Source organism: Arthrobacter sp. NPDC056727, from assembly GCF_042790555.1.
Lineage (GTDB): Bacteria > Actinomycetota > Actinomycetes > Actinomycetales > Micrococcaceae > Arthrobacter.
The window spans coordinates 211,747-234,784 of the sequence record NZ_JBHTZA010000001.1; the positions used below are offsets into that span (position 1 = coordinate 211,747).

Sequence of the window (23,038 nt, forward strand, 5' to 3'; positions counted from 1 at the left end):
GCCATAAGTGACTTTGCCGGGCCACGCTCAAGAATTGATCAGGCAAGGGGCCGGATTCGAACATCTTTTGGCCAAGTTTTCCTAAAGTCCGTAATGCTCGCCGCCGGGACTAATTCTGAGGCTGGGGCAGTTATCCACTTTGGGGCCGTAACCGGTCTCCGTGCGCGAACAGTGCTGTGGATGACAACGGATTGGGATTAATGACGACGACGGCTGCCGAAGGAGTGGGATTCCGTTCCCAGCGGGGACCGATCCTGATTGCCCTGATGCTCTCTACAGGCCTGGTGGCGATCGATTCGACGATCGTTGCCACGGCGGTGCCGTCGATCGTGGAGGACGTCGGCGGCTTCACCTCCTTCCCGTGGCTTTTCTCGGCCTACCTGCTGGCGCAGGCTGTCTCGGTGCCGGTCTACGCAAAACTCTCTGACGTCGTCGGCCGCAAGCCGATCATCCTCAGCGGCATCGGCCTTTTCCTGCTCGGTTCAGTCCTCTGCGGAGTGGCCTGGAGCATGCCCGCCCTCATTGCGTTCCGGGTGCTGCAGGGCCTGGGCGCCGGAGCAGTCCAGCCGGTGGCGATCACCATCGCCGGCGACATCTACACGCTGGCCGAGCGGGCAAAGGTGCAGGGCTACCTCGCCAGCGTGTGGGCGGTATCCTCCGTCGTTGGTCCGACGCTCGGGGGCGTGTTCGCCTCACTGGGCATCTGGCGCGGGATCTTCCTCGTGAACATCCCGCTGTGCCTGCTGGCAGGATGGACGCTGGTCCGGGCCTTCCACGAGGACATCGGGCGAACGAAGCACCGGATCGACTATCTGGGGGCGGCACTGCTGACAGTCTCGCTCAGCCTGCTGATCCTTGGTGCCCTCGAAGGCGGCCAGGCGTGGGCCTGGAACTCTTCCGCCAGCATCGCGGTTTTTGCCGTCGGAGCAATCCTGTTCGCCGTGTTCGTCCTCGTGGAGCGGAGGGCCGCGGAGCCGGTCCTGCCGACGTGGGTCGTGTCGCGCCGGCTGCTGGCCACGACCGCCATGATCGCTTTCGGCGTCGGTGCGGTCATGCTTGGCCTCACCTCCTACGTTCCCACCTATCTCGAAGGAGCCCTGTCGACCTCCCCGATCCTGGCCGGGCTCGCCCTGGCGGCCTTGACCATCGGCTGGCCGATCAGTGCCTCGCAGGCGGGCCGCTTCTATCTTCGGATCGGGTTCCGGCGGACAGCTTTGATCGGCGTCACGGTCACAGTCATCGGTACGGCCGTTCTTGCGCTCACTGCCCCGGCACCCAGCGTCCTGGTGGCAGCGGCAGGCTGCTTCGTCGTCGGACTTGGACTGGGGCTGGTGGCGACGCCGAGCCTCATTGCCGCCCAGTCAAGTGTTGAATGGAATGAGCGCGGCGTTGTCACCGGCACCAATCTCTTTGCCCGTTCGATCGGCAGCTCCATCGGCGTGGCCGTTTTCGGAGCGGTGGCCAACGCGATCTACGCCGGCGCCCCCGGCGGCGCCTCCGACCCACGGACGATCGTGTCGGCGTCGACCGCCGTGTTCCTTGCCGTACTGGTGAGCGCCATACTCACCGTCATTGCCGTCATCGCGATGCCTGGCACAGCGGACAGGAGCAGCGCCCCCGGCGCGGCCGCCAAGGCCAACGTGGCTTCCTCACAGGATTAGGACCGTCGTCAACCCCTGGGCGCGGCCAGCTGCGGCTTCCTCGCCGGGGCCTTTTGGACAGGCTGGGGGCGGGTAACTGCCAGGATCACGCCGACGCCGGCCAGGGAAGAGACCATCGCGGAACCGCCGTAGGAGATGAACGGCAGGGGCACACCGATGACGGGGAGCAGGCTGGTGACCATGGCGATGTTCACCACGGCCTGGCCAATGATCCAGGTGATCACGCTGGAGGAGACAATGCGGGAGAACGTGTCCTGGGTCCGGGCAATGACCTTGAAAACGGCGATCGCCAGCACGGTGAAAAGTCCAAGCACCAGGAGGGTTCCGGCCAGGCCGAGTTCCTCGCCCAGGATCGTGAAAATGAAGTCGTTGTGGGCCTCGGGGATCCAGTTCCATTTCTGCCGGCTCTGGCCCAAGCCCACGCCGAACCAGCCGCCCGACGCCAGGGCGTACTGGCCATGGAGCGCCTGGTAGCCGACTCCCTGCGAATCGTCCGCCGAACCAGCGCCGAGCCAGGACGAAATACGGGATACGCGGTTGCCGCTGGTGGCTGCCAAGGTGAGGGCTCCCACTGAGGCGACAATGCCGGCGACACCGAACACCTTCATCCGCACACCGCCGTAGAACATTGCGGCGGCAATAATCATCATGATGATCAGGCTGGTGCCCAGGTCATGGCCCAGTGCCACAAGCCCGATGATGACCACGCCGCCCGGCACGAGCAAGGGGACCACGGCGTGCTTCGACTCGTGGAGCAAAGCCTGCTTGCGGGACAGGACGGCCGCCGCCCAGACAATGAGCGCGAGCTTGGCGAACTCGGAAGGCTGGACGGTGAACCCGCCGAAGCTCAGCCAGTTCCGGTTGCCGTTCACCGTCATGCCCAGGGGCGTGAACACCAGGCCGAGGGCTACTACGGCGGCGCCCAGCATCGGCCAGGCGAGCCAGCGGATGTGCCGCGCCCGGAGCCGGGCCAGGACGAACATGATGGCTATCCCGGCTGCCGTCCACATGGCCTGCTTCAGCGGAAGGTCGTACGGATTCTTTCCGGCCGCCACGGACTCCACTGACGATGCGGAGGCAACCTCGATCAGGCCCAGCGCCGCCAGCACCAGCACCACCGCTAGGATGACGGGCCGGGTACGGTCCCCGGACTCGTCGCCCAGCCAGCGTCCGATGCGAAGCAGGACATCGCCGCGCCGCGGCATTCCGCCCGGCGGAAGCTTTGCGGTCATTTCCTCATCACTGTTTCCCTCCCTCGGGTCGGCCCTGCTCCGGGCCGTTCCGGGAAGGAGAAACCCACCGGGGAAGAATCATACGTCCTGGCCGGCGGGATCCGGTGCTTTGCCGCATTTCGGGATCATCCCATGTAGAGGAGCCGGCGCCGCGGCTGCCGGACCGGGGGAGTGGAACAGAACTGCTGGAGGTCGGCAACCAGCCTGAAGTACCGGTCGGATTCGAGGGCGGAGAGGGCCGTTTCGTAGGCCGCTTCGTACGCGGGCTCCTTCGATTGGGCACGTTCGCGCACAGGCGTGGAGTGGTTGAGAGGACCCAGGGCCCCGGTGAGCCATGTCAGTTCCGCACGGAGCTCGTCCACGGCAGTCCTGTCGTACAGCCTGCGGTCACCAAGCACTGACCAGACCCGCCCCGCGGCGGCAGTCATGGCGTTCGAGGCATACTGTTCGCCGGACCGCACACTGGGGTCGCAGCACAGCAGCTCCGCAACCTGGTCGACAAGGAACGATGGCGCGTCCGGGTCGGCGGTGTGGTGGGTTTTTTCCAGAGCTTTCAGCATTTTTTCTGTCCCGACTATCCCGATGCCTGGGCCAGAGGAAGGCCCAGATGACTTCATCGCCTTCGACACCACCATGGTGACGCGGGGACCTGAGACAGCGATGAGAAGCCTGTGAGGGTCTTCTCATGCGGAAGGTTCTATGCTGAGGCTTGCAAGCAGGCTCACCGTTCAAGCGACCGAGGTCGCTGCGAGGAGGAGAAGGCAATGGCGGAACGTCAGGGCAGGGTGGTGTGCGACATCACGGTCACGGCCGACGGATACTCTGCCGGGCTCAACCAGACCGAGCAACGCCCGTTCGGTGACGACGGCGGCGACGGCACCGGCGACGCGCTGCACGCCTGGATGTTCACAACACCCGAGGAGAACCGGGAAGAGATCGACCAGATTGTCGCCGCCAAGGCTTTCATCATGGGGCGCAACATGTTTGGCCCGGTGCGCGGCGCGTGGGACAGGCAGTGGAACGGCTGGTGGGGCGACGATCCGCCGTTCCATGCTCCTGTCTTCGTGCTGACGCACCACCAGCGCGAACCGCAGCCGATGGCAGGCGGCACCACATTCCACTTCGTCACGGACGGCATCGAATCGGCGCTGGCACAGGCACGCGCGGCGGCAGGCGATGGCGATGTGGCGATAGGGGGGCGGCGCCACGACCATCAACCAGTACCTCGCCGCCGGCCTGGTCGATGAGCTGCGCGTGCACATTGCGCCGCTCATGTTCGGCGCAGGCACGCGGCTCTTCGATGGTGTCCCGCCGCTGAAACTTGAGCAGGCAGCGTCGCGGGCAGCGAGCCTGGTCACGCACGTGACCTACCGGCTTGTGTCCTGATCCGGCCGGCGGACGGGTGCAGACAGGCTCAGCTGAGGTAGGCGTCTGCCACAGACAGCGCATCGTCCAGGATAGCCAGCCCCGCTGCCGCATCAGAGTCGGTCATGTTGAGGGGTGGCGCGACATTGACGCGGTTTCCCTGGACCAGCGGCAAGAGCCCCCGGTCCAGGCACGCCCTGGCGACGGCGACCATCGGCGCGTTGTCAGCGCCCCTGGCTCCGGCTGGCACCAGTGGCTCTTTCGTGAGCCTGTCGCGCACCAGCTCCAGGCTCCAGAGGCCGCCGATGCCCCGGACATCCCCGACGGACCCGTGGTTCCCGGCAAGCTTCCTCAGTCCCGGCCCAAGGACATCGGTGCCGAGGCGGGCAGCAGCCGCGGCGGTGCCTTCCTCGTGCATGGCGTTGATGGCGCCGACGGCTGCCGCGCAGGCCAGGGGGTGCCCGCTGTACGTCATGCCCGCCGGGTAGGGGCGTTTGGTGAACGTCTCATAGATCGCGTCGCCGACCAGTACGCCGCCCAGCGGAACGTACCCGGAGTTAACGCCCTTCGCGAAAGCCATCAGGTCGGGTGCCACGCCAGCGTGGTCCACGCCGAACCAGGCACCCGTGCGGCAGAAGCCAACCATCACCTCGTCGGCGATGTAGACGATGCCGTGGCGCGTGCACAACTCGCGGACTCCGCGCAGGTAGCCGGGCGGCGGCACGATCACGCCCGAACTGCCGATGACTGATTCCAGGACCAGCCCGGCGATCGTCGACGGGCCCTCCAGAAGGATCACCTGCTCGAGATGGGCCAGCGCCCGCTCTGACTCTTCCTCGAGGGTTCCCGATCCGAACGCCGACCGGTACAGGAAAGGACCAAAGAAATGGACGGCGCCCGCTGCGCCCGTGTCCGAGGCCCAGCGGCGCGGGTCGCCCGTGAGATGGATCGATGTGCTGGTGGAGCCGTGGTATGAGCGGTAGGCGGCGAGCACCTTGGGCCGTGCCGTGTAAAGACGCGCCATCCGGACCGCGTGCTCGATGGCCTCGGTCCCGCCGGTGGTGAACAGCACGTGCCCGAGGTGCTCCGGCGCAACCTCCACAATCAGGCGGGCTGCTTCGCTCCGCACATCGGACGCGTTGCCCGGTGCGAGGGTGCAAAGGCGGTCAGCCTGCTCCTTGATCGCAGCGACAATGCGGGGATGCTGGTGGCCGAGGTTGGTGAACACCAGCTGCGAGCTGAAGTCCAGGTAGCGCCGCCCGTCGACGCCGAAGACGTGGCTCCCTGAGCCGCCCACCAACGTGGGCACATCGCGCGGCCCCTGCACAGTCCAGGGGTGGAAGACCAGATCGTCGGGATTCATGACATCCTCCGTTGCTTGGGTGCCGCGCGGTTCACTCCACTGCTTCACCTTGGCACCTTCCAGCAGCAGTTTCCAGAGCGCCATCCTCATGGCCGGCCGCAGCGCGCTGCCCTGTCCATCAGAACGCCAGGAAGGCACGGCGCGGGGCCCTTGAATGGCCGGTTGCTCCACGGATAGCATTGCCCGCACCGGCCGCCAACGGCGCAGTGTCCCGGCGGCCACCAGCGTCGATCAGAACAGGGAGACGGCCATGGGCGGGACAACGTCACAGGCATCATCATCGGCAGACCTGATGGTCGACCTGATCATCTCACTGGACGGGTATGCCTCGGCCGAAGGGTGGCCCGGCTGGTGGGGTCTGGAGGGGCCCGAATACCTGGCCTGGCTCGAACAGGAGGGGGAGAAGGGCTACACGTTCCTCCTGGGGGCAACCACGTACCGGGTGTTGTCCGGCATGTCGGAGGAAGCGGCGGCCGGGAACTCGGAGTTCTCCAGGGATGAAGGAGCCGCCCTGACCGGCCTTGACGCCGTGCCGAAGTTGGTCTTCTCCTCCACCCTGCAGGGGCCCCTCACCTGGCCCAACTCGGAACTGGTCACCGGGGACGCCGTCGAGGCCGTCCGGGAGATGAAACGGACCGGGACCCGGCCCCTGAGCACACTGGGCAGCCTTAGCCTCTGCCGGTCACTGGTGACCGCCGGCCTCGTGGACCGGTTCAGGCTGGTCGTCTTCCCCGTGATCACCGGCCGCACCGGCCGGGAGCGGATCTACGACGGCTATCCCGACGTCGCACTCGAGATGGTGGACAGCCGGACGTTCGACGGCCGGCTCCAGCTGCTCGAGTACGTCCCCACCGTGCTCAACGGCCCGCCGGCTGCCGGTACCGGCTAAGTCAAGCGGAGGGAACCTCGGTTCCAGCGCCCCGGCGCCCGAAACGTCCAGCAACGCCTGCGCGACGCAGGCACCGGCGGCTCAAAGCACGGGCAGCAGACGTCAACCGAGCCCGGCAAATCCGGGACGGCTCCCGGGCAGACCACCCGCCCGACTCCGCCTGCGCATCCGTGAGCCGGCGCCGGTGATGCTTTCGTCTCCACAGCCGGTTCCGCCGCTGGGGCCCCCGCCTCCGTTTCCAAGGGGGGCCGGTGAGGGCCATGAAATCGGGGTCCATACCCACGTCTTCGCTGTCCGCGGCCTGATCTTCCTCGACCTCGCGCCAGGCGGCCACGCCGGTGCTGCGCCGCACAGTGCCGCAGGACTAAATGTCATCAAGCGTCAGCGCCGGCGGGGAACTTCCGTCGATGTCCAGGACGCCGAACTCCTTCGCCACCGCGGCGGCCACCAACACCCGGCCGGTCCGCGCCATCAGATCCGGATCATGGAACAGCGCGTTGATCACGCGGCCGGTGAACTCCGGGCTTTCGCTGGTTGAGAGGTCGAAGGCGCCGCTCGCTGCCGCTGCGAGGACGGACTCAGTTCGGACAAGGCCGGGGTAGAGCGAGATGACCGGAACGCCGAATGGCGTCAGTTCGACGGCCATGTCGGAGGCCATTTTGTCAGTGGCGGCCTTGGCGATGCCGTAAATCGTGTTGCCGAGGTGACGCTGCGCGGCCCAGAAGCTGATGTTGACGATCAGGCCGCGGTGCAGCGGCGCCATCATCCGGGCTGCGTGCGCCGAACACACAAACGCGGCGCGCACGCCGGCGTCCATCATGCCGGTCCAGCGATGCGGGGGCTGCTCCCAAAACGGCGCACCCCACGTGAACACGCCGTCCTCCACCATCCTCTCGTAGCCTCCCCAGGCGCAGTTGACCAGGAGATCCAGGCGGCCGCACTCGGAGCGGATCGTTCCAAACACGCGCCCCGTTGCGCCGTCGTCGAGATGGTCGCATTGCAGGCGCCGCACCTCCCCGGGCAGGTCGGCGTGTCCGATCGAGCGGCCGGAGCCGTACACCCGGAACCCCGCTGCCAGCAGGGCAACGGCGACGCCCCTCCCGACGCCGCGGCTGGCGCCGGTTACGAGGGCAACGTTCCCCGTCGGATCATCATTGCCTTTGCGATCGCTGGCCATGCCGAACTGCCCCACTTACCACTCGTTTCGCAACCCGTGACGTGGCCCATGATAGGCCCGAAGCCGTCGGCAGGTGCCACGGCCCGCACGGCAATTTTCGCACCCTTGACGGCCCGACCCGGGCTTGGCATCGTGGAATTTGGATGGAGGAGGCGACCAAAAATGCAAGAGAAAAGCTGGTCGGTAAACATCGCTCTCGACGAACATGATGGCCAAACACGGGCCACCGCGCGGTTGCGTGCCGGGGATCGGCCTGAACTGGAAGGCGTCGGGATGGCCAGGCGCAATCCGGCAGATTCGGATATCCCTGAGATCGGGAACGAACTGGCGACCGCCCGCGCACTGGCCGACCTGGCGCATCAGCTGATCGAGGTCACCGCGGGCGACATAGAGAAAGTCACCAAATTACCTGCCCACCTGCGCGCTTAGCCACCGCCGGGGGTTAGTGCGGGCCAGATTGGCGGCATGGGCGCCGCCAGGGCTGGAAGCAGGGTTTTTTGCGTTCACATCTGAGTAATTTACTTGCAGCTTCAAGTAGACGCGGCTACGCTTACTTTAAGCTTCAAGTAATTGATGCCGTCCCTCATCCAGAGCAGCGAGGACCTCAGATGACCGTTTGTGCCGAAACCGCCCTGCAGGCTGATGTCCTGCCCGCTGCCGCCGTCCGCACCCAGGTGACGGTGCCGTTGCGTTTTCCGGACGGTTTCAGCACCACCGCCGAGGTGCTGACGTTCCACGGCCTTGCGGACGGCAAGGAACATCTGCTGCTCGCACTGGGCCCTTGGGAGCAGGCGCTCCTGGGCGGTGTTCCTGGCACCCCCATAGCGGCGGAAGGCCCGGAAGGACACGGCCTGCCGCTGGTCCGGCTGCACAGCGAATGCATGACCGGTGACGTCTTTGGCAGCCAGCGCTGCGACTGCGGCCCACAGCTCCGCGAGGCTGCCGAGAAGATCGCCGCGGCCGGCGGCTTCCTGCTCTACCTTCGCCAGGAGGGCCGCGGCATCGGCCTGTATTCGAAGCTCGATGCCTACGCGCTGCAGGACACGGGCCTGGATACCTACGACGCCAACCTGGCCCTCGGCCACGGCGAGGACGAGCGCGACTACACCGCCGCTGCCCAGATGCTGGAGGCTCTTGGGGCCACCCGGATCCGCCTGCTGACCAATAACCCGGACAAGTCCGGGCAGCTGACGTCCCTGGGCATCGGCGTCGCCGAACAGGTTCCCACGGGCGTGCACCTCTCGCCGGCCAACAGCAGCTATCTGGCGGCGAAGCGGAACAAGACCGCGCATACGCTGGAACTTTCGCAGGCCGACGTCGGGCACGTTCAGCCGGCAAAAGCCGGCAACGTCCCCAGTCACGACGAGATGCTCAACCGGGTTGAGGAACTGGTTCCCCGCCTCCGGGAGCGGGCGGAGGAAACCGAGCGGCTGCGCCGCCTCCCCGAAGCCACCATGGAAGAACTGAAGGAAGCCGGTGTCTTCCGCATCCTGGCTCCGAGGAACGTGGGCGGCTTCGGCATGGGGGTGGAAACGTATGGTGAGGTCATCCGGAGGCTTGCCCGGGGCTGCGCCTCGACTGCCTGGACTGCCGGGCATCTCATCGAGCACGTCTGGATGCTGGCCCGCTGGCCCCAGAATGTCCAGGACGAAGTGTTCGCCAATGGCCCCGCTCCGCTGGCTGCCGCCACCAGCGCCCCCGTGGGCACGGCCGGCAGGGTCCCCGGAGGGTTTTCAATTTCGGGCCACTGGAGCTTCGCGTCCGGGGTCATGCATTCGGAGTGGGCCCTGCTGGCAGTGGAGTGCGACGGCGTGCGCCTGCAGTGCCTCGTTCCGGTCGCAGAGCTGCAGTTGGTGGATGCCTGGCATACGGCCGGGCTGCGCGGGACCGGCAGCAACGACCTGCGCGCTGAGAACCTGTTTGTGCCCGGGCACCGGGCCATGGACTGGTCCCTGCTGACCGCCGAGGATAACCCTGGCAGCCTGATCCACGAGGACCCAATGATCCACACGCCGATGGCCACGCTGCTGAACCTGGTGGCACCCGCGGCAGCGCTGGGAGCCGCCGAGTACGCCGTCGAGGTGTTCCGCGAAGGGATGCTGCAGCGAAAGGTGAAGAACACCGTTGAAAGCCGGCAGGCGGATTCACCGCTGGCGCAAGCGCGTTTCGGCAAGGCATGGGGCTTGGTGGAAACCGCGCGCCTGCACTGGCAGGAGGCAGTCCAGACGGTGGCTGAGTCCCACCGGCGCCAGCCGTCCAGCCTGACGGATGGTGAACGGGCCAGCTACCGGCTCTCCCTTGCCCTCTGCGGAGAGGCAGCGGAGGAGGCGGTCCGGCTCGCCGTCTCGGGCTCGGGCGGCAGCGCCCACCGGCTGTCGCATCCCCTGCAGCGGATCCAGCGCGACGTGAGCGTCCTCCTCAACCACCCGACGCTCAGTCTGGATCCGGTCATTGAGCAGGCGGGCCGGGGCCTTCTGGGCCTGGGCTTCACCGTACCGTCCTTCTAGCTCATCACACTGACGGTCCGGGGTGCCTGGAAGGACAGCAGCCGGATCCAGTCCGGCCCGGGGCCCTGCAGCCGGATCCCGGGCAGCCCGGCTGCGGCTTCCTGGATGATGACGGCGGCCTCCAGTTCGGCGAGCTTGGCACCGAGGCAGCGGTGGATGCCTGAACCGAAAATGAGGCCGGTGGAGGGACCATGCCCGGCATCCGGCTGGGGTACTGTGCCGGCGCCCGCGGTGATCCGGTTGCCCGACAGCTCCAGGAGTATCTCCGTCCCGGCCGGGATCACGCCGCCGCCGAGGCTCGTGTCGTGTGCCGCCACGCGCCGCCACGTGGGAACGGATGATTCGGTGGCGAGCACGTGCCGGACCACTGACCGGGCGCCGGCGTCAGAGGAGGCTTCCCTCCAGCCCACGGGCGCGGTGCCCTCGAGCAGCCGGAACAGCGTGGTGCTGATGAGCTGCGTGGTGGTTTCCTGGCCCGCGATCAGCAGGAAGTAGCCGAGCGAGCACATCTCGGTCCTCGAGAGACCGTGCTCGGACAATGATTTGAACAGGTTGCGTCCGGGTGCGGCGACGGATTCAGTGACCAACCGGCGCAGCCAGACGTAGAACTCGGCCGCACTGTGGGCCAGCTCGAGTTGCCGGTCCGTGCCGGGCCAGCCCCAGAACAGTTCCATGGAGTCGAGCCCCCAGCGCTTGAGGTCCGCAAGATCCCGCACCGGCAGCCCCAGGAGTTCAAGCATCACGACGGCGGGCGGAAACGCGGCCACCGCCTGCACCAGGTCCGCCTGGCCGGTCCGGGCGAGCCGCCCGCCGGCTTTCGCCGCAGCCTCCCGGGCCAGTTCCCGGATGCGCGGCTCCATGGCTGCGACGGTGGCGGGGGTGAAGAAACCGGCCACCACCTTGCGGATGCCGCCGTGCGTGTCGGTGTCGTTGCTGGCCAGCACGGGAGGCAAGGCAAAGCCCACCCGCTGCAGCTCGCGCAGCGCGGGTCCCTCCAGCGGGGTCACCGCCACCAGCGCGTTGGCCGGGCTGAAGTCGGCCGGCCGGTGCAGGACATCCCGGACAGAGTCCGGGTCGCGGACCACGAGGTACGGGCACTTCGAGGGACCGGCACCTTCCGCCGTGCCGGGTATGTCAACTGGGACGGCAGCTTGTGGCAAAGCCGCCGGGGGCGCCAAAACCGTGCCGGGTGCCGGCATCATGCTGTCAGTCCGTTCAGCCAGGCTGCGGCACCGGCGCGGAAATCAGCCGGGGACAGTTCGGAGGCCTGCTCGGGAAGGACGCCGAGGAGGGGAACCCGCAGCGAACCGAGGACCTGCCGGTTGCTGCTGTGTATGGCGTCGGGGCTGAGGGGCCAGCTTCCGAGCACGACGCCGAGCACGTCCAGTCCGCGCGTGGACAGGGCCTCGAGGGTCAGGGCAGTGTGGTTCAGGGTCCCAAGACCCGGCCGGGCGACCAGCACAAATGCCGCGCCCGGAAGCGATCCCAGGTCCGCCAGGGTGCCGCCGTCGGTGTCCAGCTCCACGAGGAGGCCGCCGGCGCCCTCCACCAGGACGTGGTCGTGGGTTGCCGCGAGTACGCGGATCCGTTCCGCGTGCGCTGCAACCGCGGGCAGCGGTGTCCCGTCGATCGCGGCAGCCACAACGGGCGCCATGGGCTCCTGCAGGACGGCCCCGGCTTCAGCGGTCACGCCGGAAAGCCGGACAACCTCGGCCGCGTCGGAGTCGCCGTCGGCCGCGCCGGACTGGCACGGCTTGTAAACCGCCACGCTGCGGCCCATTCCGTGCAGCACCGCGGCGAGGGCCGCCGTCGTGATGGTTTTGCCGACGCCGGTGTCCGTTCCGGTGACCAGAACGACGGGGGACAGGTTCATGGAAGTTCCTCCAAAATGCCGCGCAGCACCGCGCAGCTGTCTTCGATTTCTTCGGGTGTGAGGGTGGCGCGGGCGGTGAGCCGCAGCCGCGAGATCCCGTCCGGTACGGACGGCGGCCGGAAGCAGCCGATCCGGACGCCGGCGCGGCGTGCGTCCTCGGCGGCAGCCAGTGCCGATTCCGCGGACGGCATGGGGACGGACTGGACGGCGCCGGCTGTCCGCTCAGGCGCGGCGCCGCGGGCTTCGAGGGCCAGGGCGAGTCCGGCGGCCAGCGCCGCCGAGTTGCCGTGGACGGCCCCCGCACGCCACGGTTCATCCCGGATGATCCGCACCGCGGCGAGGGCTGCTGCGGCGGACGCCGGTGCCAGGCCGGTGTCGAAGATGAAGCTGCGGGCCCGGTTCAGGAGGTGTTCGCGCAGCAGCGGAGAACCCAGGACCGCTCCGCCCTGGCTGCCCAGCGCCTTGGACAGCGTGGCCGTCACCATCACATTGGGGTGCCCGGCAAGGGCGGTCCCGGCCACCGATCCCCGGCCCTGGAAAGCGCTGCTGCCGGTGACGCCGATGCTATGGGCCTCGTCGATCAGGAGCATGGCGTCGTGCTGCTCGGCCAGGGCCAGCAACCCGGCAAGGGGTGCCTCGTCGCCGAGAACACTGTAGACGGATTCGACAGTGATGAGCGCCCGAGGCTCCGGACGGCCGGCGAGCAGGCGGCCGGCTTCTTCAACGCTGTTGTGGGTGAACGATTCCGTGCGCGACCGGCTGAGCCGGAAGCCGTCGATCATCGAGGCGTGGCAGTGCTCGTCCGCCACGATCAGGGTTCCGGGGCCGCCCAGCGCCGTGATCACGCCGATGTTGGCCAGATACCCGGAGGAGAAGACCAGCCCCGCTTCCATCCCCGTAAACGTGGCCAGTTCCTGCTCGAGGTCCAGGTGCAGCTGCATGGTCCCGGCGACAAGGCGCGACGACGTGGCGCCGGCACCCCACCGCGACGCCGCCTCAGCCGCTGCCCCGGCGACCCGCGGATCGGCGGAGAGCCCGAGGTAGTCGTTGCTGGCCAGATCGATGAACTTTTCGTGCGCGGCGCGGGGGAGCGGGCGGCGGACCTGGCCGCGGCGTTCCCGGACGGCGGCCTGCCGCTCGAGCCACTGGAGCATCGAGGCGCTCATGTGGCGCCTCCGGAGTGGGCCGGAACGCGTTCGTGCACCCGGGCTTCGTGCACTTCGGCGACGGCCGCCACCATCCCGGCGGTGATTTGGGCGATGTCCGCCGCGGTGCTGATGTACGGCGGCATGGTGTACACGAGGTTCCGGAACGGGCGGACCCAGACCCCGTGGCGGATGGCTGCGGCGGTGACGGCGGTGACATCGACGGCCGCGTGCAGCTCAATGACCCCGACGGCGCCAATGGTGCGGACATCCCGGACGGCCCCAAGTTCCAGGGCGCGTGCCAGCCCGGACTCCAGGGCGGTGCCGATCCGGGCGACATCGGCCCGCCACCCGCCGGTTTCGATGATGCCGAGGCTGGCGTTTGCCACGGCACATGCCAGCGGGTTGCCCATGAACGTGGGGCCGTGCAGCAGCGCGCCGGCCCGGCCGCAGGAAACGGCCGCCGCCAGCTCGGCCGTGCAGAGCATGGCGGCCAGGGTCAGGTATCCGCCGGTCAGGGCCTTGCCCACGCACATGATGTCAGGCACGACGCCGGCATGATCGGCCGCGAACAGCTCGCCGGTGCGGCCAAAGCCGGTGGCGATCTCGTCGAAGATGAGCAGCAGCCCGTGCCGGTCCGCCACCTCCCGGAGCACTGTCAGGCATTCGGCCGGGTACGCGTGCATTCCGCCGGCGCCCTGCAGCACCGGTTCGACGACGATCGCGGCCAGCTCCGCGGAGTGCGCAGCCGCGAGGCCTGCCACCTCGGCTGCCCACGCCTGCACCGTCTCCGGTGTTGCCGACGCAGCCGCCGGCGGCCGCGGCGCAAAGACGTTGCCGGCCAGCAGTCCCGGGAAAGCCGAGTGCATGCCGTCCACCGGATCGCAGACCCCCATGGCCGCGAAGGTGTCGCCGTGGTACCCGCCGCGAAGGCTCAGGAACCGCTGCCGCTGCGGCCGGCCGGCTGCGGTCTGGAACTGCACCGCCAGCTTCAGCGCCACCTCGACGGAGACTGAGCCCGAGTCCGCGAGGAACACACGCTCCAGCCCCGGGCGGCCCGGGGCGGCGGGCGCCATGGCCACCAGCCGCTCGGCCAGTTCCACGGCCGGGGCGTGGGTGAGCCCGCCGAACATCACGTGGCTGAACTTCGCCAGCTGCTCTGTGGCAGCGCCGTCCAGGGCCGGGTGGCGGTAGCCGTGGATCACCGACCACCATGAGGACATCGCGTCGATCACCGCGTGCCGGGTGCCGTCTTCGCCGCGGAGCCGCAGCCGCACGCCGTCGGCCGCCTCCACCTCCCACAGCGGAAGGTCCGGGGACGCGGGCGCGTAGGGGTGCCACAGCCGTGCACGGTCCCGCTGGATCAGGTTCGTCTGTGCACTCACGGGACCAGCACCCCGTGGCGCGAACACTCGGCGGACCAGCCCAGCGGCGTCACCTGGACCTTCATCCGGCGCCGGCAGGCGGTGCAGTAGCGCGGCGGTTCCATGGCCAGCCGTTCGCCGCACGCGTGGTGGGCGTACGACGGCGGCCCGTCGCCGCCGTCGTACGCCTCACCGCAGTGCCCGCAAAAAGTAGTGTTGGGGATCACAGCGTCTTCTGGAGTTCCTTGATGGGCATGTTCAGCTCGACCAGCAGGTTCAGGTCGGCCGTGGCAGGGCGGCCCAAGGTGGTGAGGTAGTTGCCCACGATCACGGCGTTGATGCCGCCAAGGAGGCCGTCTCGGGTGCCGAGGTCGCCGAGCGTGAGTTCCCGGCCGCCGGCGTAGCGCAGCACGGTGCGCGGCATGGCGAGGCGGAACGCGGCGATGGCGCGGAGGGCGTCCTTGCCGTCCATGATGCCCTGGTTTTCCAGCGGGGTTCCGGGGCGGGGGTTGAGGAAGTTCAGCGGGACCTCGTGGGGTTCGAGGGCCGCGAGCTGGGCCGCGAGTTCGGCGCGCTGTTCGAGGGTCTCGCCCATGCCGATGAGGGCGCCGCAGCACAGTTCCATGCCGGCCGCCTTGACCATGTTGCAGGTCTCGAGGCGTTCCTCGTAGCTGTGCGTGGTGACGACCTCGGGGAAGTAGCTGCGGGCCGTTTCCAGGTTGTGGTTGTAGCGGTGCACGCCCCATTCGGCGAGCTGGTCCACCTGGCGCTGGGTGAGCATCCCCAGCGAGCACGCGATGTTGATGTCGACCTCTTCGTTAATGCGGTCGATCGCGAACTTGATCTGGTTCATGAGCTTGATGTCGGGGCCGCGGACCGCGGCGACGATGCAGAACTCGGTGGCTCCGGTGGCGGCGGTCTCCTTCGCGGCCTTGACCAGCTCGGGGATGTCGAGCCAGACGCCCCGGACCGGGGAGTCAAACAGGCCGGACTGGCTGCAGAAGTGGCAGTCCTCCGGGCAGCCGCCGGTCTTGATGGAGATGATGCCCTCCACCTCGACGTCCTCGCCGCAGTGCCTGAGCCGAACCTCGTGGGCAAGCTGCAGGGCGGCGGGAAGAGCCGCATCCGGAAGGCGCAGTACCTCCTCGAGCTGCTGTTGCGTGAGTCCGATGCCGTCCTCGAGTACCTGCTGCCGGGCGATTTCCAGGATGGGGAAGGTGCCCGGGATGGTCGCGGGGCTTGTGGCTTCGCCCGCGTTTGCCTGAATCGTCATTGATGGGTCCTTTGCGTGTGATGGCTGCGGATATTCCTCCGAACCGACGCTAATTCCCTATTGGGGGCAAGATTTTGTGGGGTCCCCACAAGCAGACCGGCGGGACGTTGGCCGGGCTCCTACCTGTGGCGGCGCTCCGGAGCCACGCCGGGAATGAAATATCATACTTGAAAGTTCAACTAAATATGGATTTCGGCATTTTTACTTTCGGCGAACTATCCCGCGACATCACCACCGGCTCGGCCATGCCACCCCGGCAGAGGCTTGCGGAGATCATAGAGCTGGCCAAGCTCGCAGACCAGGCTGGTATCAGCTTCCTCGGCCTCGGTGAGCATCACCGGGCGGACTTCGCTTTGTCCGCGCCGGAGATCGTGCTGGCAGCGATTGCCCGGGAGACCACAAACCTCAGGCTGAGTACGGCTGTGACCGTTCTGTCCACCCAGGATCCGGTTCGGCTCTTTGAACAGTTCGCCACCCTGGACCTGATTTCCGGCGGGCGGGCCGAGATCATTGCCGGCCGCGGAGCCTTCATTGACTCGTATCCGTTGTTTGGCCACAGTACGGCGGACTACGACGCACTCTTCGACGAGAAACTGCGGATGCTGCTTGAACTCCGCGAGCACGCCAACCTCAACTGGGAGGGTAGCCTGACGCAGAGCATTCCCGGGATGGACATCGCGCCCCGCCCCTTGCAGGACAAGCTGCCGGTCTGGGTCGGGGTGGGCGGCACACCGGCAAGCTTCGTCCGGGCCGGACGGCTGGGACTTCCCCTGTTCATTGCGCTGCTCTCTGGACCCCAACGGTTCCGGCGCCTCGTGGAGCTTTACCGGCAGAGCGCCGCCGACGCCGGCCACGATGGCGAATCCCTGCCGGTCGGAGCAGGCGGCCACTTTTACGCCGCACCTACCTCCCAGCAGGCCCGCGATACGTTCTACCCCTACTACCGCGCCTACTTCGAGCAGAACATGCCACGCCCCGTGGACCATTTCCCGCGTTCAACTTTCGACGACTGGAGCGAACCGGGCGGCGGGCTGCTGGTGGGCAGCCCCCAGCAGGTCACCGAGAAACTGATCGAAATCCACCAGGCTCTCGGCAATAGCCGGTACATGGCTCAGGTCGGCCTGGGCGGGTTGCCCTTCGCCGAGACGGCCCGTTCCATCGAACTGCTCGCCACCGAGATCATGCCTGCCGTGAACCGCGAGCTCATGGGAACGAAAACGTCCTAGCCGCGAGTGGAGGAGCCGCCGTCGCGGGGTGGCGACGGCGGCTCCTGGGTTTTGTTGGGGTGTGGGGTTAGCCGTTGATGATTTGGGGGATGCCGAGGTGTTTGAGGCCTTCGGTGCCGAATTCGAGGCCGTAGCCGGATTGTTTGGCTCCGCCGAAGGGGATGCGGGGGTCGACGGCGCCGTGTTTGTTGATCCAGACGGTGCCGGCGTGGATGCGGTTGGCGACGTCGCGGGCTGCGGGGAGGTTGGGGGACCAGACGGAGGCGCCGAGTCCGACGTCGAGTCCGTTGGCCATTTCGATGGCCTGGTCGATGGTGGTGTAGCGGATGATGGGCAGGGCGGGGCCGAATTGTTCTTCGGTGACGAGGGGGTTGGTGTTGTCGATGTCGGCGATGAGGGTGGCGGGGTAGAAGTAGCCGGGCTGGTCGGGGTCGGGGTTGCCGCCGGTGAGGATGCGGGCGCCGGAGTCTTTGGCGGCTTGGACCAGTTGCGCGACGATGTCGTATTGGGCTTTGTTTTGGAGCGGGCCCAGGACGTTGTTTTCGTCGAGGCCGACGCCCATGGGCATGGTGTTGGCGACGGCGGTGAGTTCGTCGCAGACGGCGTCGTAGATGGTGTCGTGGACGTAGAGGCGTTTGAGGGCGGCGCAGGTTTGGCCGGTGTTGATGAAGGCGCCCCAGAAGAGGTCGGTGGCGATGGTTTTGGGGTCGGCGTCGGGCAGGACGATGCCGGCGTCGTTGCCGCCGAGTTCGAGGGTGAGGCGTTTGACGGTGTCGGCGGAGGAGCGAATGATGGCTTTGCCGCCGGCGGTGGAGCCGGTGAACATGATTTTGCCGATGGCGGGGTGTTCGGCGAGGCGGGCGCCGGTTTCGCGGTCGCCGGCGATGACGTGCAGGACGTCGTCGGGGAGTTCTTCGTTGAGGACCTTGATGAGGGCCAGGACGGAGAGCGGGGTCATTTTGGAGGGTTTGACGACGGCGGTGTTGCCCATCCGGAGGGCAGGGGCGATCTGCCAGATGGTGATCATCATGGGCCAGTTCCAGGGGCCGATGGCGCCGACGACGCCGATGGGTTTGTAGTGGAGTTCGGCGTAGGTGTCGCCGTCGTCGACGATGACTTCGGGGGTGAGTTCGGTGGTGGCGGTGGCGCGGAGCCAGGCGGCGCAGGCGCCGACTTCGAAGCGGGCGTTGGGGCCGTTGAGGGGTTTGCCTTGTTCGCGGGAGAGGAGCCGGGCGAGTTCCTCGGCGGAGCGTTCGACGGCGTCGGCTGCCTTGAGGAGCGCGGCGGAGCGGGCGTCGTGGCCCAGGGCCGCCCAGGCGGGCTGGGCGGCGGCCGCGGCGGCTATAGCGGTTTCGAGGTCTTCAATGGTGTGGACGGGGGCGTGGCCGACGACGGTGCCGGTGGCGGGGTCGAGGATGGTCCGGCTCTCCTGGCCGGGACCGGCGGTAATGGAGGCGAGGAGGGCATCATAGGTTTCCAAGGCTTGTCCTTTAGTGCTTGTGGTTGTCGCGCGGGTACTCGGTACTGTTGAGGACCGTGAGCCGGGAGTTGAAGGGCAGGATGACGGGTTCGGCCGCCGGTTCGTCCCAGCCGAACATCCGTCCGATGGAGCGCTGCTCGCGCAGGTCGATGAGCAGGACCGCCTCTACCGTCATGACCTTTTCGGTCCAGAAGAACAGGTGGAGGCCGTCGGCGACGTCGAAGGCCATGCAGCGGTCCGTGTCGGCGAGGCCTGCCTCGCCGCCGCGGAGGCAGTGCCATGTGAAGGTGCCCGGGTTGAGGTAGATGTGTTCGTACGTTTCGACGTCGCTGTAGCGGTAGTAGATGCGCTTGCCCACCAGTGCCGTGGAACGCGGGTGGACGGCTGCGGAGCCTTCAACGTTTCCGTGGCTGAATCGGGTGATGCTGCGGACCTTGCCGCCTTCGCCGATGAAGGAACTGACGGCTGTTGTGACGGCGCCGGTGGTGCTGTCGAAGATGATGGTCACATTCTCGGCCCGGTGCTCTTCGCCCGTGACGAAGTCGATGATGAAGATTCCGGGGCGCGCCTCGATGGCCTTGTACCTGGCTGCGCCGGCCTGTTCCTCTCCGCCGGCATGGGTCCACGTCAGGGAATGCGCGTCATGGAAGGTGTAGGTGGTTGCCGGGCCGCTTTCGCGGGGAAGGTGCAGTGCTTTTCCGGTCAGGGCGGCGGAGGCGGGCAGGGTCTGGTCTCCGAATCCGTCGAGCATGGTGGACACGGAGGGCCACTCGCTTTCGGGTACGAAGTCCTGGATATCGGTCGCGGTCATGGTTTTCCTTTGGCTGATGATGAGTCTTGCTGGACGGCGTGAAGGGGTTTTATCCGGTGGCTCATTGGGGACTTGCTGTGGGTCAGACGATCTCGGAGGCGTAGTCGATTGACGGTTTCCGGGCGCCGCGGGCTATTCCTGCAAGGAGGACGAGCGGGATGCCCAGGAGGAGCCAGCGGGCAACACCGCCGGCGCCGCCGAGCAGGGCGTCGTAATTGTCCAGGGTGAGGTAGCCGATGACGATGAAGGAAACGAAGGACAGGACGGGCGCGATGGCGGTCACCCACAGGTTGTCGCGCATCTTCTGTTTGGCGAAGAAGACGACGATCGCGGCGGAGGTCAGCAGGAGGATGCTGATGAAGCCCGCGGTCCCGAGAGCGACGAACCACGCGAAGACGGTGGTGATGGGGTCGGCCCCCGAGATCAGGAAGGCGCTGATTATGGCCAGAACCACGACGCCGTTGATGAGCCCTGCGAACGTCGGTGCGCCGGTCCTGGAAACTGCGGCCAGCCGTGCCGGCAGGGTCCCGGCACGGCCCAGGGCGAAGAGGTACCGGGCGAACATGTTGGCCAGTCCCAGCATCATGGCGATGAAGCTGGTGACGACGAGAATCTGCATGGCGAGGCTGAGCCAGGAGCCGGCACTGGCCTGCGCGAGGTCGAAGATCATGCCTGCGGGGTTCGCCGCGGCTTCAGCCTGGACCCGGTCGATGCCGATCGCGCCGCTGATGGCCCAGGTCGAGATCATGTAGAAGAACCCGACGAAGGCGATGACCAGATAGGCCGCGCGCGGAATTGTCTTGCGCGGGTTCACTGCTTCCTCGGCGAAGACCACTGTGGCTTCAAAGCTGGTGAAGCAGGCGAAGGCGAACAGCAGTGAGATGCCCAGGCCGGGTCCCACGATGCTGGCGCCGGTGAATCCGGCAAAGGTGAATATGCCGAACCCTTTCTGGGCGATCAGCGACACGACCAGGGCGGCCACCACCAGGGTTTCGCCCAGGATCAGCACTCCCAGCACTTTCAGGCTGGCGTCCACGCCCTTCATGGTCAGGGCGGTGGCCAGGGACAGTACGACGACAATCCAGAAAAATGGGGGCAAGCCAAGCCCTGTCAGGCTCTCGACGAGCTGCTGGGCGAAGACGCCGAACTGGGACCAGAGGCCAACCTGCAGGCTGACGTAGGTCAGGATAGCGATGCCTGCGCCGCCGGTGGCCCACTTGGTTCCAAGCCCCCTGGCGATGTAGGCCACAAATCCTCCCGCGTTGGTGATGCTGTGGCTCATCCGGAGATATCCCACGGAAAACAGGGCCACGAGCAGGGCAGCGATGACGTAGATGACGGGGGTTCCCGGTCCGCTGGCGGCGAACAGGACGGGGCTGGCGCCGACGACGGCCGCCATGGGGGCAGCCGCAGCGATGGCAAAGAAGGCAACCGCCATGACGCCCAGCTTGTTCGGCCGGAGGCGGGCCGTGCCGGCAGCGGTGTCCTCGGTGGCGACGATCTGTCCGGTTTGTTGATTCATGATGTGGCTCTTTCGCCAGGGCATGGACCCGGAGGTCATGCCTCGTAAATTCGAATGGGTTCCGGTTGGCGCGCACCCCCTCGTGCGCGTCTTTCGGGGAAGTGATGGTGATGGGCGGTACGTGAGCCGCGTCACTGATGAAACTATACAAGTGTTTAGTTCTTAGCGTCAAGGGTCCCGGGAAGGCGCCCAGGCGGGGCTAAAATCGGCTTATGAGCCTGGAATCCCAACGCCTGCCTTATGGGGATGGCCGCGATGCCCTGATGGCCGCCGTCGTCGACGTTGTTGCAGAGAAAGGCCTGCGGGGCCTCACGTACCGCTCGGTAGCCGGCCGGGCGGGCGTGAACCACACGCTGATCACGCACCACTTCGGTTCGATCGAAGGTTTGCTGGCCGCCACGCTTGAGTGGGCCGTGCAGCGGTCCATCGATGAAACCGGGCTCGCGCGGGTGGCCGATTTCGATGAGCAGTTCGCCGATGCGCTCCTGGACTCGGTGTCCGCGGAGCCGGAGCTGCAGCTGTTCCAGTTCGAGATGCTGCTCGAGGCGCGGCGTCAGCCGGAGCTTCGGGCCCTGCTGGACCGCCTTTACGGCAACTACATCTCAACCGTCGAATCGGCTCTCCGCGCGCGTTCCCTCGATACTGACGAAGAACTTTCCCGTGCCGTCTTCGCCGCGCTGGACGGACTGATGCTGCAGTTCCTTACCTTCGGGAACCCGGCGAAGATCCGGGCCGCCGTCATCCAGGTCGGAAGGCTCCTCGAGCGCTCGGCCACAGCCAGCGGCGCGAACGCCGCCGGCCTTTAGCCCTCCGCCGGCCTTTAGCCTCTACCGGAGTCGGCGACAGTACCGAGTCCGTTCACAATGCTCCGGGCTGCCTCCAGCCCGCTTTCGATGGCGCCGTCGATGAAGCCGCCCCAGCCGCTGGCGTAGTCCGAACCTGCGAACAGGAGGCTGCCGTGCGGCTGCTGGAAGCTGCCCAGGGACTCTGTCAGGAAGCCCGGCCGGTGCATGGGCCAGGTCTCGCCGGACAGCGGGTCGCTGGCCCAGTCGTGGCTGGCGACGTCCAGGACTTCAAGGTCCGGGACGAGCCGGTCGATGGCGGCCTGGACCTGCCCGATGTCGGTGGCGTCAAGGCGGGCGGCGTCGGGTCCGAAGGCGACGAGGATGGTGTTGCCGTCCTGGTCGTATTCGGCCTGGACGAAGTTCAGCGGCCATCCTGCGGCGCCGAGGGCAACGAATGGTTTCACTTCTCCCTTGACGGTGATCCAGACCTTGATGCCTTTGGAGACCTGGCCTTCGGTGATCCCCTTCTGGGCGGACGCCGGCAGTGGCGGAGTGAACGCGATGGTGCCCATGGCGCCGAGGGGAAGCGTGCAGATGACGTACGCTGTGTGGTATTCACCGCCGTCGCCGGCAACGACGGTGGTGTTCCCTTCGGCGCAGTTGACGGCCGAGACGGTCTTCCCGAGGCGGATGTCTGTTCCGGCGGCAATGCCGTCGATCAGTTTCCCGGTGCCCCCTTCGATCTTGTACGTGGCGCAGGCTTCGAAGTTGACCATCCAGTCGCCGTTGGTGAGCGCAACCCACCGCAGGGCCTGGGTGAAGGCGGCGTCATCAATGGGGCCATTGAAATTCAGCGCCCAGAAGGATTCGAGGATATTGCGGGAGTAGTCCGTGAGCTGCAGGTCCTCGATTTTCTCAGTCAGGGAAACATGGTCGACGCCCTTGATGTCCGGGTTGGTGAACGGGCTGAATGGCTGGGGGAAGTACTCGCGCGATTGTTCGACGAGCTTCCGGTTGGGTGCGTCGATCTCATGAAGCAACTGTTCAGGACTGCCCTCATGCCGGGCACCGTCCGCCCACCAGAAGGCCCGTTCCGGGACGGGGCTCTGGACGGTGCCGATTCCGTAGCGCTTCATTTCCGCCCAGACGTAGGGCTGGGTCCAGTGCACCCAGGTACCGCCGATTTCCAGCGGCCGGCCAAGGCGGTCACCCAGCCACGTCCGGCCGCCGATCCGTTCCCGGGCCTCAAGGACAATCACGGACAAGCCGGCCTGGCGCAGTTCACGTGCCGCTGTCAGGCCGGCGAATCCGGCACCGATGATGACGACGTCGGTCTGCTGGGTGTTGTTGGTGGCAGTCACGTTG

At 67.1% G+C, this 23,038-nt stretch carries 20 protein-coding genes and 1 pseudogene; 7 read left to right on the forward strand and 14 right to left on the reverse strand.

What is annotated here, in order from left to right:
- The first annotated feature begins 200 nt into the window (after positions 1 to 200).
- The gene (locus ACFRAH_RS00970) at positions 201 to 1,661 is read left to right on the forward strand and encodes an MFS transporter (protein WP_377989047.1); all 1,461 of its coding nucleotides are present in this window, start codon (positions 201 to 203) and stop codon (positions 1,659 to 1,661) included.
- Between the two features lie 8 nt (positions 1,662 to 1,669).
- On the opposite strand, the gene ftsW is transcribed toward ACFRAH_RS00970, so the two are convergent.
- Positions 1,670 to 2,893 (reverse strand): putative lipid II flippase FtsW, encoded by a 1,224-nt coding sequence (gene ftsW, locus ACFRAH_RS00975; RefSeq protein ID WP_377989048.1) that lies wholly within the window; start codon positions 2,891 to 2,893, stop codon positions 1,670 to 1,672.
- 125 nt (positions 2,894 to 3,018) lie between these two features.
- Positions 3,019 to 3,453, reverse strand: a complete 435-nt coding sequence (locus ACFRAH_RS00980; RefSeq protein WP_377989049.1) for a CHAD domain-containing protein — start codon at positions 3,451 to 3,453, stop codon at positions 3,019 to 3,021.
- A gap of 204 nt (positions 3,454 to 3,657) precedes the next feature.
- On the opposite strand from ACFRAH_RS00980, the pseudogene ACFRAH_RS00985 reads away from it, so the two are divergent.
- Positions 3,658 to 4,279, forward strand: a pseudogene (locus tag ACFRAH_RS00985) (dihydrofolate reductase family protein).
- 28 nt (positions 4,280 to 4,307) lie between these two features.
- Here the strand turns inward: ACFRAH_RS00985 and ACFRAH_RS00990 are convergent.
- Positions 4,308 to 5,711 (reverse strand): aspartate aminotransferase family protein, encoded by a 1,404-nt coding sequence (locus ACFRAH_RS00990; RefSeq protein WP_377989195.1) that lies wholly within the window; start codon positions 5,709 to 5,711, stop codon positions 4,308 to 4,310.
- Positions 5,712 to 5,871: 160 nt separating this feature from the next.
- On the opposite strand from ACFRAH_RS00990, the gene ACFRAH_RS00995 reads away from it, so the two are divergent.
- Positions 5,872 to 6,510: a dihydrofolate reductase family protein gene (locus ACFRAH_RS00995; protein WP_377989050.1), complete on the forward strand. Its 639-nt coding sequence runs from the start codon at positions 5,872 to 5,874 to the stop codon at positions 6,508 to 6,510.
- Between the two features lie 364 nt (positions 6,511 to 6,874).
- On the opposite strand, the gene ACFRAH_RS01000 is transcribed toward ACFRAH_RS00995, so the two are convergent.
- Positions 6,875 to 7,687, reverse strand: a complete 813-nt coding sequence (locus ACFRAH_RS01000) for an SDR family NAD(P)-dependent oxidoreductase (RefSeq protein ID WP_377989051.1) — start codon at positions 7,685 to 7,687, stop codon at positions 6,875 to 6,877.
- A gap of 162 nt (positions 7,688 to 7,849) precedes the next feature.
- Here ACFRAH_RS01000 and ACFRAH_RS01005 point away from each other — a divergent pair, with 162 nt between their 5' ends.
- Positions 7,850 to 8,116, forward strand: a complete 267-nt coding sequence (locus ACFRAH_RS01005; RefSeq protein WP_377989052.1) for a DUF1876 domain-containing protein — start codon at positions 7,850 to 7,852, stop codon at positions 8,114 to 8,116.
- 179 nt (positions 8,117 to 8,295) lie between these two features.
- Positions 8,296 to 10,194: a GTP cyclohydrolase II RibA gene (gene ribA / locus ACFRAH_RS01010; RefSeq protein ID WP_377989053.1), complete on the forward strand. Its 1,899-nt coding sequence runs from the start codon at positions 8,296 to 8,298 to the stop codon at positions 10,192 to 10,194.
- Here the strand turns inward: ribA and ACFRAH_RS01015 are convergent.
- Genes ACFRAH_RS01015 through bioB form a run of 6 tightly spaced genes read right to left on the reverse strand, consistent with a single transcriptional unit; the run spans position 10,191 to position 15,849 of the window.
- On the reverse strand, positions 10,191 to 11,396 hold the full coding sequence (locus ACFRAH_RS01015; protein WP_377989054.1) for a cytochrome P450: 1,206 nt from the start codon (positions 11,394 to 11,396) through the stop codon (positions 10,191 to 10,193). The genes ribA and ACFRAH_RS01015 overlap by 4 nt on opposite strands.
- Entirely contained in the window at positions 11,393 to 12,067 is a 675-nt protein-coding gene (gene bioD, locus ACFRAH_RS01020; protein WP_377989055.1) for a dethiobiotin synthase, read from the reverse strand. The genes ACFRAH_RS01015 and bioD overlap by 4 nt, the downstream gene beginning before the upstream one ends.
- The gene (locus ACFRAH_RS01025) at positions 12,064 to 13,221 is read right to left on the reverse strand and encodes an 8-amino-7-oxononanoate synthase (protein WP_377989196.1); all 1,158 of its coding nucleotides are present in this window, start codon (positions 13,219 to 13,221) and stop codon (positions 12,064 to 12,066) included. Before ACFRAH_RS01025 ends, bioD begins: the two co-directional genes overlap by 4 nt.
- An 8-nt stretch (positions 13,222 to 13,229) precedes the next feature.
- A complete protein-coding gene (locus ACFRAH_RS01030; RefSeq protein ID WP_377989056.1) occupies positions 13,230 to 14,597 on the reverse strand; it encodes an adenosylmethionine--8-amino-7-oxononanoate transaminase in 1,368 nt (455 codons plus the stop codon).
- Positions 14,594 to 14,803: a hypothetical protein gene (locus tag ACFRAH_RS01035; protein ID WP_377989057.1), complete on the reverse strand. Its 210-nt coding sequence runs from the start codon at positions 14,801 to 14,803 to the stop codon at positions 14,594 to 14,596. The genes ACFRAH_RS01030 and ACFRAH_RS01035 overlap by 4 nt, the downstream gene beginning before the upstream one ends.
- Positions 14,800 to 15,849 carry a biotin synthase BioB gene (gene bioB, locus ACFRAH_RS01040; protein WP_377989058.1) on the reverse strand — a complete coding sequence of 350 codons (1,050 nt, stop codon included), beginning with the start codon at positions 15,847 to 15,849 and terminating at the stop codon, positions 14,800 to 14,802. The genes ACFRAH_RS01035 and bioB overlap by 4 nt, the downstream gene beginning before the upstream one ends.
- Before the next feature lie 185 nt (positions 15,850 to 16,034).
- Between bioB and ACFRAH_RS01045 the strand changes: the two genes are divergently transcribed.
- Positions 16,035 to 17,075, forward strand: coding sequence for an LLM class flavin-dependent oxidoreductase (locus tag ACFRAH_RS01045; RefSeq protein WP_377989059.1), 1,041 nt, complete (start codon positions 16,035 to 16,037; stop codon positions 17,073 to 17,075).
- Positions 17,076 to 17,142: 67 nt separating this feature from the next.
- Here ACFRAH_RS01045 and ACFRAH_RS01050 read toward each other — a convergent pair whose 3' ends face one another.
- The 3 genes from ACFRAH_RS01050 to ACFRAH_RS01060 all read right to left on the reverse strand — a co-directional run bounded on the left by ACFRAH_RS01050 (position 17,143) and on the right by ACFRAH_RS01060 (position 20,888).
- Positions 17,143 to 18,555: an aldehyde dehydrogenase family protein gene (locus ACFRAH_RS01050; RefSeq protein ID WP_377989060.1), complete on the reverse strand. Its 1,413-nt coding sequence runs from the start codon at positions 18,553 to 18,555 to the stop codon at positions 17,143 to 17,145.
- Positions 18,556 to 18,565: 10 nt separating this feature from the next.
- Entirely contained in the window at positions 18,566 to 19,366 is an 801-nt protein-coding gene (locus ACFRAH_RS01055; RefSeq protein ID WP_377989061.1) for a MoaF C-terminal domain-containing protein, read from the reverse strand.
- Between the two features lie 82 nt (positions 19,367 to 19,448).
- Complete coding sequence (locus ACFRAH_RS01060) at positions 19,449 to 20,888, reverse strand: APC family permease (RefSeq protein ID WP_377989062.1); 1,440 nt, start codon at positions 20,886 to 20,888, stop codon at positions 19,449 to 19,451.
- 212 nt (positions 20,889 to 21,100) lie between these two features.
- On the opposite strand from ACFRAH_RS01060, the gene ACFRAH_RS01065 reads away from it, so the two are divergent.
- Positions 21,101 to 21,694 (forward strand): TetR/AcrR family transcriptional regulator, encoded by a 594-nt coding sequence (locus tag ACFRAH_RS01065; protein WP_377989063.1) that lies wholly within the window; start codon positions 21,101 to 21,103, stop codon positions 21,692 to 21,694.
- 14 nt (positions 21,695 to 21,708) lie between these two features.
- Here the strand turns inward: ACFRAH_RS01065 and ACFRAH_RS01070 are convergent, their stop codons facing one another.
- Entirely contained in the window at positions 21,709 to 23,034 is a 1,326-nt protein-coding gene (locus ACFRAH_RS01070) for a flavin monoamine oxidase family protein (protein ID WP_377989064.1), read from the reverse strand.
- Positions 23,035 to 23,038 lie beyond the last annotated feature (4 nt).

Coding starts and splice junctions, on each gene's coding strand:
- ACFRAH_RS01065 (WP_377989063.1), top strand. CDS start 21,101: ATGAGCCTGGAATCCCAACGCCTGCCTTATGGGGATGGCCGCGATGCC.
- ACFRAH_RS00970 (WP_377989047.1), top strand. CDS start 201: ATGACGACGACGGCTGCCGAAGGAGTGGGATTCCGTTCCCAGCGGGGA.
- ACFRAH_RS00995 (WP_377989050.1), top strand. CDS start 5,872: ATGGGCGGGACAACGTCACAGGCATCATCATCGGCAGACCTGATGGTC.
- bioD (WP_377989055.1), bottom strand. CDS start 12,067: ATGAACCTGTCCCCCGTCGTTCTGGTCACCGGAACGGACACCGGCGTC.
- ACFRAH_RS01005 (WP_377989052.1), top strand. CDS start 7,850: ATGCAAGAGAAAAGCTGGTCGGTAAACATCGCTCTCGACGAACATGAT.
- ACFRAH_RS01055 (WP_377989061.1), bottom strand. CDS start 19,366: ATGACCGCGACCGATATCCAGGACTTCGTACCCGAAAGCGAGTGGCCC.
- ACFRAH_RS01025 (WP_377989196.1), bottom strand. CDS start 13,221: ATGCTCCAGTGGCTCGAGCGGCAGGCCGCCGTCCGGGAACGCCGCGGC.
- ACFRAH_RS01000 (WP_377989051.1), bottom strand. CDS start 7,687: ATGGCCAGCGATCGCAAAGGCAATGATGATCCGACGGGGAACGTTGCC.
- ACFRAH_RS00980 (WP_377989049.1), bottom strand. CDS start 3,453: ATGCTGAAAGCTCTGGAAAAAACCCACCACACCGCCGACCCGGACGCG.
- ACFRAH_RS01060 (WP_377989062.1), bottom strand. CDS start 20,888: ATGAATCAACAAACCGGACAGATCGTCGCCACCGAGGACACCGCTGCC.
- ftsW (WP_377989048.1), bottom strand. CDS start 2,893: ATGACCGCAAAGCTTCCGCCGGGCGGAATGCCGCGGCGCGGCGATGTC.
- ACFRAH_RS00990 (WP_377989195.1), bottom strand. CDS start 5,711: ATGAGGATGGCGCTCTGGAAACTGCTGCTGGAAGGTGCCAAGGTGAAG.
- ribA (WP_377989053.1), top strand. CDS start 8,296: ATGACCGTTTGTGCCGAAACCGCCCTGCAGGCTGATGTCCTGCCCGCT.
- ACFRAH_RS01015 (WP_377989054.1), bottom strand. CDS start 11,396: ATGATGCCGGCACCCGGCACGGTTTTGGCGCCCCCGGCGGCTTTGCCA.
- ACFRAH_RS01045 (WP_377989059.1), top strand. CDS start 16,035: ATGGATTTCGGCATTTTTACTTTCGGCGAACTATCCCGCGACATCACC.
- bioB (WP_377989058.1), bottom strand. CDS start 15,849: ATGACGATTCAGGCAAACGCGGGCGAAGCCACAAGCCCCGCGACCATC.